Source organism: Streptomyces calidiresistens (assembly GCF_014141525.1).
GTDB lineage: Bacteria > Actinomycetota > Actinomycetes > Streptomycetales > Streptomycetaceae > Streptomyces > Streptomyces calidiresistens.
The window spans coordinates 1-8,673 of record NZ_VKHS01000158.1 but is presented as its reverse complement, the minus strand read 5'-3'; the positions used below and the strand labels follow the sequence as shown (position 1 = coordinate 8,673).

At 73.6% G+C, this 8,673-nt stretch carries 10 protein-coding genes and 1 tRNA gene; 3 read left to right on the top strand and 8 right to left on the bottom strand.

Features of this window, described 5'->3' with window-relative positions; genetic code table 11:
- The first annotated feature begins 128 nt into the window (after window positions 1-128).
- Entirely contained in the window at window positions 129-557 is a 429-nt protein-coding gene (locus tag FOE67_RS09430) for an OsmC family protein (RefSeq protein ID WP_182662477.1), read from the top strand.
- A gap of 141 nt (window positions 558-698) precedes the next feature.
- On the opposite strand, the gene FOE67_RS09425 is transcribed toward FOE67_RS09430, so the two are convergent.
- Entirely contained in the window at window positions 699-1,844 is a 1,146-nt protein-coding gene (locus tag FOE67_RS09425; RefSeq protein WP_182662475.1) for a methyltransferase domain-containing protein, read from the bottom strand.
- Between the two features lie 325 nt (window positions 1,845-2,169).
- Between FOE67_RS09425 and FOE67_RS09420 the strand changes: the two genes are divergently transcribed.
- Window positions 2,170-2,550, top strand: coding sequence for an antibiotic biosynthesis monooxygenase family protein (locus tag FOE67_RS09420; protein WP_182662473.1), 381 nt, complete (start codon window positions 2,170-2,172; stop codon window positions 2,548-2,550).
- Between the two features lie 141 nt (window positions 2,551-2,691).
- Here FOE67_RS09420 and FOE67_RS09415 read toward each other — a convergent pair.
- The 6 genes from FOE67_RS09415 to ehuB all read right to left on the bottom strand — a co-directional run bounded on the left by FOE67_RS09415 (window position 2,692) and on the right by ehuB (window position 7,198).
- Window positions 2,692-2,765 (bottom strand) — tRNA-Lys (locus tag FOE67_RS09415).
- A gap of 144 nt (window positions 2,766-2,909) precedes the next feature.
- On the bottom strand, window positions 2,910-3,668 hold the full coding sequence (locus FOE67_RS09410) for an IclR family transcriptional regulator domain-containing protein (RefSeq protein ID WP_182662471.1): 759 nt from the start codon (window positions 3,666-3,668) through the stop codon (window positions 2,910-2,912).
- Between the two features lie 198 nt (window positions 3,669-3,866).
- A complete protein-coding gene (gene ehuA / locus FOE67_RS09405; RefSeq protein WP_194444106.1) occupies window positions 3,867-4,622 on the bottom strand; it encodes an ectoine/hydroxyectoine ABC transporter ATP-binding protein EhuA in 756 nt (251 codons plus the stop codon).
- A gap of 223 nt (window positions 4,623-4,845) precedes the next feature.
- Window positions 4,846-5,496, bottom strand: coding sequence for an ectoine/hydroxyectoine ABC transporter permease subunit EhuD (gene ehuD / locus FOE67_RS09400; protein WP_182662467.1), 651 nt, complete (start codon window positions 5,494-5,496; stop codon window positions 4,846-4,848).
- Window positions 5,493-6,233: an ectoine/hydroxyectoine ABC transporter permease subunit EhuC gene (gene ehuC, locus FOE67_RS09395; RefSeq protein ID WP_182662465.1), complete on the bottom strand. Its 741-nt coding sequence runs from the start codon at window positions 6,231-6,233 to the stop codon at window positions 5,493-5,495. The genes ehuD and ehuC overlap by 4 nt, the downstream gene beginning before the upstream one ends.
- A complete protein-coding gene (gene ehuB, locus FOE67_RS09390; RefSeq protein ID WP_182662463.1) occupies window positions 6,230-7,198 on the bottom strand; it encodes an ectoine/hydroxyectoine ABC transporter substrate-binding protein EhuB in 969 nt (322 codons plus the stop codon). Before ehuB ends, ehuC begins: the two co-directional genes overlap by 4 nt.
- 216 nt (window positions 7,199-7,414) lie before the next feature.
- Between ehuB and FOE67_RS09385 the strand changes: the two genes are divergently transcribed.
- Window positions 7,415-7,948 (top strand): DUF3830 family protein, encoded by a 534-nt coding sequence (locus FOE67_RS09385; RefSeq protein WP_182662460.1) that lies wholly within the window; start codon window positions 7,415-7,417, stop codon window positions 7,946-7,948.
- 49 nt (window positions 7,949-7,997) lie between these two features.
- On the opposite strand, the gene FOE67_RS09380 is transcribed toward FOE67_RS09385, so the two are convergent.
- A partial coding sequence (locus FOE67_RS09380; protein ID WP_267133317.1) for an amidase family protein occupies window positions 7,998-8,673 on the bottom strand: 676 nt, incomplete at its 5' end.

Genomic DNA, 8,673 nt, shown 5'->3' with positions numbered 1-8,673 from the left:
CCCTCGGGGAGGTCCCGCCCCCGCGAGGGCGTTAGCGTGGGGCCGAACGGACCCCCGATCCCCCGCCCCGGCGGCCGGGACCCGGGCGTCCGCCGTCGAAGCGTCCGTCACGGAGGATGGGAAAGCACATGGCAACCACGCGCACCGCGACCACCCGGTGGGAGGGCCCGCTCATGGGCGGCGCGGGCACCGTCGCCCTCGACTCGTCCGGCCTGGGCTCCTATGACGTCACCTGGCCCTCCCGGGCGGAGGAGCCCAACGGCCGCACCAGCCCCGAGGAGCTGATCGCGGCGGCCCACTCCTCCTGCTACTCGATGGCGTTCTCGCACGGCCTGGCCGGTGCCGGTACGCCCCCCGAGTCCGTGGAGACCCGGGCGGACGTCACCTTCCAGCCCGGTGAGGGCATCACCGGCATCAAGCTCACCGTCAGGGCCCGGGTTCCCGGACTCTCGGAGGAGGACTTCCGGAAGGCCGCCGAGGGCGCCAAGGAGAACTGCCCGGTCAGCAAGGCCCTCGCCGGGGTGAACATCACCCTCGAGGCCGAGCTGCTCTCCTGAGGCCGGTCGTCCCGGGCGCCCGTCGGGCGCCCGGGACGCGGGTCCGGCCCGTTCCGGCCGGGCCCGACCGTCACCGCCTCCCCGGCCCCGGGGGCCCGCCCGGATCGGGATCGCCGGGGGAGCGCGGGACACTCCCCGGGCTCAGCCCGGTCGCACCGCGTCCACGGGTTCGCCCAGTTCGTGGCCGGGTCCGTCCGGGCTGTCGATCCACAGCCACTGGCGCCGGCCCTCCACGGTCACGCCGAACCGTTCCGGGCCCGGTCGACCCCTCTCGTCCCACACCCGGTACAGCCGCTCCACCTCGGTCCACAGCCGACGCGGCCCGGCCTCCACCACCATGCCGTCCCGCCCCAGCCGGGCGGTGGAGCCGTCCGGACCGCGCAGCGCCACCGCGCCCGGCCCGGAGCCCGGCTCCGGGTCCATCCGCCACTCCACGCCCGGTTCGCACAGGTCCGCCCAGAAACGGAAGTCCGGGTCGGTCGCGGCCCGGGGGGTCAACTCCGCCGGGCGGCCGGGATCGTCGGCGTCGGGCTCCACCACCGGCGCCTCGGGGCGGGACCGGCCGGTGCGCAGCGGCATGAACCACGCGCCGCCCCGGAACCGGCCCTCCGCCCGATCCGGTCCGGTGCGCCGCAGTTGGATCACGGCGTAGCCCAGCGGGGCGACCATCACGCCGTCCACCATGAGTTGACGCAGCCAGGGCAGCGGCACGGAGTCGATCCGGCAGGTCGCGATGATCCGGTCGTAGGGTGCCTCGGCCGGCCACCCCATGGAGCCGTCGGCGGTGACCACCCGGGGCCGGCGGCCGGCCGCCGCGAGGTGGGCCCGGGCCGCTGCGGTCAGTTCCGGGTCCAGGTCCACGCTGGTCACCCGGTGGTCCCCCACCCGGTGCGCCAGCAGGGCGGCGTTCCAGCCGGTGCCGGTGCCGATCTCCAGGACGCGATCGCCGTCGCGCACCTCCAGGTCGTGCAGCATGCTCGCCATCAGCGAGGGTTGGGAGCTGGAGGAGACCGCCTCCCCGCCGCGCCGGTGGGTGACCAGGGCGCGGTCCTCGTGCACTCCGCGCAACCACAGGTCCGGATGGTCGTGGCGGTCGATCCGCAGCCCCGAGGGGTCGTAGAAGCGGGGTACGAACAGGTGACGGGGAACCTCCTCGAAGGCGGCCCGCCAGGCGGGGTCGGGGAGCGCCCCGGCCGCGACGAGGGCGCTCACCAGGTCGTGACGGAGCCGGGCGGCCTCGCGGTCGATGTCGTCCGCCTCCCGGCCCCCGCCGATGGATCCACCCATGGTCGCCCTCACCCTTTCCTCCGGTCTCTCTTCCGGGTCGCGTCCGGTTCGTCCTGCGTGGTCCGTGCGGCGGGCGCCCGCTCCCGAGCCGGGGCGGACGGTCCGCCGGGGGCGCCTGCCCGCCGACGCGCCCGGTACCGCCGAGTGGCGTCCCGGGTTCCCGGAGGCCCCCTTTTCGAACCGTCCCACGAGCCGGCCGCGGGCGCCGGCGGACGCGGCGGGCGGAAGGCCCGTCGTCACGCCCCGGGGTGAACCCGGGCACGCCCCCGCGATCCGACCGGCCCGCCCGCGCGGCCGACCGGCCCCGGGGTGAACAATGGGGCGCATGAGTGTGGTGAAGATCAACGTGATCGAGGTCCCGGCGGAGCGACGCGAGGAACTGGAGCGGCGTTTCGCCTCCCGCGCCGGCCTGGTGGAGAACTCCGACGGCTTCGAATGGTTCGAACTGCTGCGCCCGGTGGAGGGCACCGACCGCTACCTCGTCTACACCCGGTGGCGCAGCGAGGCGGACTTCGAGGCCTGGATGAACGGCCCGATGCGGCAGGCGCACACCGGCGGCTCCGGTGAGGGCCGTCCCGCGGGCGAGGGCGGCGAGGGCGGTGCCGACCACGGCGGCGGGCAGCGACCGGCGGCCACGGGGGCGACCCTGTGGTCCTTCGAGGTGGTGCAGCAGGCGGCCCCCGGCGGTTCGGCCGAGGAGCGCTGAGCCCGGCACCGGCGGCCCGTCGGCGGCCCGGTGGGGGATCGCTCCCCGCCGGGTCGACCCGGCGGGCCGCCGCGCGGGAACGACACGCGAAGGAGCGGGGCCCGCGACACGTGACGTGTCGCGGGCCCCGCCCTCATCCGGTACGCCGCCAGGGACTCGAACCCCGGACCCGCTGATTAAGAGTCAGCTGCTCTAACCAACTGAGCTAGCGGCGCCCACTCGGCCGTTCTCCCGGCCGACATCCACCATCCTACCCCCGTTCGGGGAGTGCTCCCGACCATCTCCCCGGCCCCTCGGAGGGCCTTCCCGGGGACTTCCCGGCCGATTCCCGCGCCGGGCGGGCTCCCGGGAGGGTCGGCTCACAGCACCAGGCTCAGCAGGGTCGGCGCCGCCTCCCGGTTCAGGGTCTCGGCGGCCTCCCGCAGCCGGTACCCCTGGCGCAGCGGCAACGAGAGCGCCAGACACCCCACCGAGGCCCCGGCGGTCAGCGGCACCGCCGCGCAGACCGTGCCCACCGCGTACTCCTGGAGGTCCAGCATCGGCATGCTCGCCGGGTGGTGCTCCAGGGTGGTGAGCAGGGCCCGCCGATCGGTGATGGTCCGGGAGGTGAGGCGGGCGGCCCGGTGCCGGGAGAAGTGGTCCCGGCGACCGTCGTGGTCGAGCTGCCCCAGCAGGCACTTGCCGATCGCGGTGGCGTGCGCGGCGGAACGGAACTCCACCCACTGGTTGACCGCCGGCATCTCCGGCGTGGAACTGACGTGCGGGACGGTCATCTCGCCGTCGGTGTAGCGCCCGATGTAGACGGCGGCGCCGACCTCGCGCCGCAGCCGGTCCAGGGACTGCCGCAGCTTCTCCTCGCGGGCGCGGCGCCGGTCACCGCCGGAGTTGAGCAGGGCCATGGCCTCGCCGCTGGTCCAGCTGCCGTCCCGCAGCCGGTGGACGTACCCCTCCTGCTGCAACAGCCGCAGCAGTTCCCCCAACCGGCCCGGCGACAGACCCGTGCGCCGCGTCAGCTCGGCCTCCAGTGCCCCCTCGGAACTCTCCGCGATCGTCTCCAGCAGGCGCAGCGCGTACCGGACCGAATGGAAGGGGGCGGTCACCCCGGACCTGAGCGCCACAGCGTCCTCCCTGGGGACTCGCGGTTATCCGCCGTGCCGATGACTGTCCACCAGATTAGCGGTCGGGCGGGCGCGGGGGCACACCCTCGGCGGGGTTCACCGGCGCACGGGCCCGCCCGCCCCCGGGGACCGCGGCCGCCCGGGGGCACGGGCACGGGTGCCGGCACGGGTGGTCCGCGCCGACGGGAGGACGCCGCGCTACTGCACGCTGCGCAGGAAGTCCCGGGTCCGCTGGTGACGCGGATCGCCGAACAACTGCTCCGGCGGCGCCGCCTCCACGATCCTTCCCTTGTCGAACATCATGACGCAGTCGGAGATGTCCCTGGCGAAGGACATCTCGTGCGTGACGCACAACATCGTGATCTCCGTGGTGTGGGCGATGTCCCGCAGCACGTCCAGCACGCCCGCCACCATCTCCGGGTCGAGCGCGGAGGTGACCTCGTCCAGCAGCAGCACCTTGGGCCGCATCGCCAGGGCCCGGGCGATGGCCACCCGCTGCTGTTGGCCGCCGGAGAGCTGGGTGGGGTACTTGTCGATGTGGTCGGTCAGGCCGACCAGCTCGATCAGGTCCCGGGCCCGGGCCTCCGCCTCGTCCTTCGACATCCCCAGGACGTGCACCGGCGCCTCGGTGACGTTGCGCAGCACCCTCATGTTGGGGAAGAGGTTGAACTGCTGGAAGACCATGCCGATCTTCTTGCGCACCTCCCGGATGTGCTTCTCCCCGGCGGGGACCAGCTTTCCGTTGCGCTCCTCGTGGGTGAGGTGCTCGCCGTCCACCGTGATGGTGCCCTCGTCGGGCTTCACCAGGGTCATCAGCAGCCGCAGGATCGTGGTCTTGCCCGATCCCGAGGGGCCGATCAGGGTGACGTGCTTGCGCGGGTACACCGAGAAGCACAGGTCGTCCAGGACGGTCAGCTCCCCGAACCGCTTGGTGACGTCCTGGAAGCGGATCAGTTCCGGCCCGTCCTCGCGGTGACCGTCGCCGGCCCCCGGAACGGCCGCGGGGTCGGCGTCGGGCTTCGTGGCGTCCGCCGTGGGCCGGGCGGGGTCGTCCTGGGTGCTCTGCGGGGTGTCCACCGTGGTCTCCGTGGTCGATCTCGGGTCCGTGGGCGTGCTCGGCCGGCTCGGTGGTCCGGCTCGGTCGGGGGGCGGCCCGGCGGTCGGTCCGCCGGTGGGCTCAGTGGGTGACAAGACGACGCTCCAGGGCTCGGATCAGCAGCGAGGCCGGGTAGGCGACCAGCACGAACGCGATGCCGACCACCGTGTACGGCTCCATGAAGCGGAAGGTCTCGGTGCCGAAGGCGCGTGCCTCGCCGAGCATCTCCATCAGACCGATGGTCGCGATCAGCGGTGTCTCCTTGAGCATGGCGATCACGTAGTTGCCCAGGGCCGGCACGCTGCGCCGGAACGCCTGCGGCAGGATCACCGACTGCCAGGTGCGGCGCGGCGACATGCTCAGCGCGTGCGCCGCCTCCCACTGGCCGACCGGCACCGCCTCGATGCCGGCGCGGTAGACCTCCATCGTGTAGGTCGAGTAGTGCAGACCCAGACCGACGGCACCGGCCACCATGACCGGCACGGTCGGACCCCACTCGGGCAGCACGAAGAACAGGAAGAAGAGCTGCACCAGCAACGGGGTGTTGCGGATGAACTCGGTGAACCCCAGCACCGGCCAGCGAACGAACGCCGGGCCGCGCACCGCGATGGCCCACACCAGACCCAGCGAGAAGGCGATCAGGGTCCCCCAGGCCAGCGCCTGGAGCGTGGTCAGCAGACCGCTCCAGAAGTAGGGCATGAAGTCGGCGACGACTCCCCAGTCCCAGTTCACGCGTTCACACCCCCCATCGCACGGGTGTCACCGGCGGCGCCGGGCGAGCCCGCCCCGCGCTTTCGGAACAGCGGCACCCGCTCGGGCTCCTGTCCGACGCCCTTCTTGGCCTGCCGCTCCACCACGCGCATCCCGCGGGTGATGACGAAGGCCAGGAGGAAGTACATGACCAGCAGCAGGGTGTAGACCGGCGCGTTGTCCCCGGTGGAGAGCCGGATCACGTTCCCCGCGAAGGCGAGGTCGGAGACCGAGATCACGGAGACCAGCGCGGTGCCCTTCATCAACTCGATGGTCAGCGCGTTGAGCGGGGCGACCATCTCCGGCCACGCCTGCGGGAACTCCACCCGGCGCAGCCGCTGCATCGGGGTGAAGCTCAGCGCGATACCGGCCTCCCGCTGGGCGACCGGCACGGCGGCCAGGGCACCGCGCACGATCTCCGAGCCGTAGGCCCCGTAGGTCAGGCCGAGCGCCAGCACGCCCGCCCACATCGGCACCAGCTCGTAGCCGAATATGAGGGGGAAGGCGAAGGCGAACCAGAACAGCATCACCAGGGCGGAGGTGCCCCGGAAGATCTCGAAGTAGGCCCCGGAGAGGAACCGCACGATCCACCAGCGGGAGGTGCGCAGCGTGCCGATGGCCAGGGCGACGGTGAAGGCCAGGGCGGCGCTGAAGACCGTGACCTGCACGGTCACCCACAACCCCGGCAGAATCCAGGTGGTGAACAGACCCCACGTCATGGCGAGCACAGCTCCTCTGCGGTGAGATCCGTCATGTCCTCCTCCGTGAAGCCGTAGGGCTCCACGAGCTCCAGCAGCCGACCGGTGGCCTTGAGGTCGTGCAGTTCGGTGTTGAAGGCGTCGCGCAGGGCGGTCTCGTCGGGCCGGAAGGCGAAGCCACCGGCGCCGAGCTGCTCCTCGCCGTCCACCACCGGCACGAACGGCTCGGTGACCTCGACCCCGCTGCCCTCGCGGACGGCGGCGGTCATGGTCGGGGCGGTGCCGAAGAAGGCGTCGATCCGGCCGTGCCGCACGGCGTTGAGCCCGGCCAGCTGGTCCGGGTAGGTGCCGATGCTGCCCGGGTCCACGCCGTTGCCGACGGCGTAGTCGCGCTGGAACCAGCCCGGACCGGTGGCGGAGGTGGCCCCGCTCTCGGCGAGGGAGGCGTAGTCGGTGATGCCCAACGGGTTGCCCTCGGCGACGATGAAGGCGTCCTTGGCCACGTAGTCCGGGTCGGAGAAGATCACCTGTTCGCAGCGCTCGGGACTGATCCACATGCCGGCGGCCACCACGTCGAACTGGCGGGCCCGCAGGCCGGGGATGAGGGAGCCGAACTCGGTGAGGACCGGCTGGAAGCGTTCGATGCCCAGCCGTCCGAAGATCTCCCGGGCGATGGCCGGGGACTGCCCGGTGAGCGAGCCGTCGTCCTCGTCGATGTAGGAGTAGGGGATCTCGCTGGCGATGCCGAGCCGCACCACGCCCCGGGCGCGGAGCCGCTCCAGCGGATCGCCGCCGTCGGGGTCGATCCGGGCGCATCCGGCGGCACCGGTGATGCCGAGGAGACCGAGGGCGGCGGCTCCGGAGAGCAGGGTGCGGCGGCTGGGGCCGCCGGGGGGTATCGGGGACCCGGGTGGCCCGGCGGCGTCGGTCGGGGGACCGCCCAGTGGGCCGAACAGGGGCCGGCGTCTGCGTCGTGAACGAACCATGCGCCGGCGGATACCCGATTTTCGGGTGGGCATGCGGATCGATTTCGGTCCGAGACCGAAAGGAACCGGAAGGGATTCGTCCGTGTGGCCCCGGGACGGGGGCGGCGCCCCCGGGCCACCATGGGCGTGCCGGAGGATCACGGAGGCCCGCGCGCCCCGGACCCGACCGGCCGACCCGGCCCGTCCAGGGCCCCGCCACTCCGTCCCGGGAGGACCATGTCGAGCGCATCCCAGCACCCGACCCCCGAGCCCGCCGAGCGATTCGTCACCGTGTCCCTGGCCCGCCGCGGGGTGAGCTGCACGGCCCGGCTGCTCACCGACAAGGCGCCGCTGACCTGCGCCGCCGTGTGGGACGCGCTGCCGCTGTCGGGGGACGTCTACCACGCCAAGTACGCCCGCAACGAGATCTACGCGCTGCTGTCCCCCTTCGCCGAGCACGAGCCGCCGCTGGAGAACCCCACGGTCACGCCCATCCCCGGCGACCTGTGCTACTTCACCTTCAGCGAGACCCAGCTCAACACCGGTTCCTACGGCTACGAGAGCGGCGCGGGCCACCGGGGCCGGCCCACCGTGGTGGACCTCGCCCTGTTCTACGAGCGGAACAACCTGCTGATCAACGGTGACCAGGGCTGGGTGCCGGGCATCGTCTGGGGCTCGGTGGTGGACGGACTGGACCGGATGGCCGACGCCTGCCAGGACCTGTGGCGATCCGGCGCGCGGGGGGAGACGCTCTCCTTCGCCCGGGCCTGAGCCGCCCCTCCGGGCCCGGGGCGCGCGTCCCGGGCCCGGGGGACCGGGCTCAGAACCGGCCGGCCGGGCCGCCGGTGCCGTCCGCCACCGGCAACGGGGGCGGCGGGATCCGGGGCGTGCCGGCGAGCTCCATCGCGTGCGCGGTCCGCAGCACCAGCGCGTCCTCGTGCCGGGCCGCCACCAACTGCACCCCGATCGGCAGGCCCCGCCCGTCGGCGCCGAACGGCAGGCTCGCGGCGGGCTGCTGGGTCATGTTGAACGGATAGGTGAAGGGCGTCCACCCGGTCCACCGCCGCAGCCCGGACCCCTCGGGCACCTCCCGCCCCAGACCGAAGGCCGTGATCGGCAGCGTGGGGCACAGCAGGACGTCGTACCGCTCGTGGAAGCGCCCCATCTCCCGACCCAGCGCCATCCGCACGTCCACCGCCGCCAGGTAGTCCAGCGCCGAGTAGCGGGCCCCCTGCGCGCAGATCTCGCGCAGGCCCGGGTCCATGCGCTCCCGGGCGGCGCCCCGGATCGACGCGGTGGCCCGCGCCGCCCCGCTGAACCACAGCGTCTCGAAGGCCGCGAGCACCTCGTCCACCGGCCCCAACGGGGGGTCGGCCTCCTCCACCTCCGCCCCCAGCCCCGCCAGCAGGTCGGCCGCCCCGCGCACGGCGGCGGCGACCGCCGGGGCGACCGGCGGGCCGTCGCCGGTACCGGCCAGGGCGGGGGAGACGGCGACC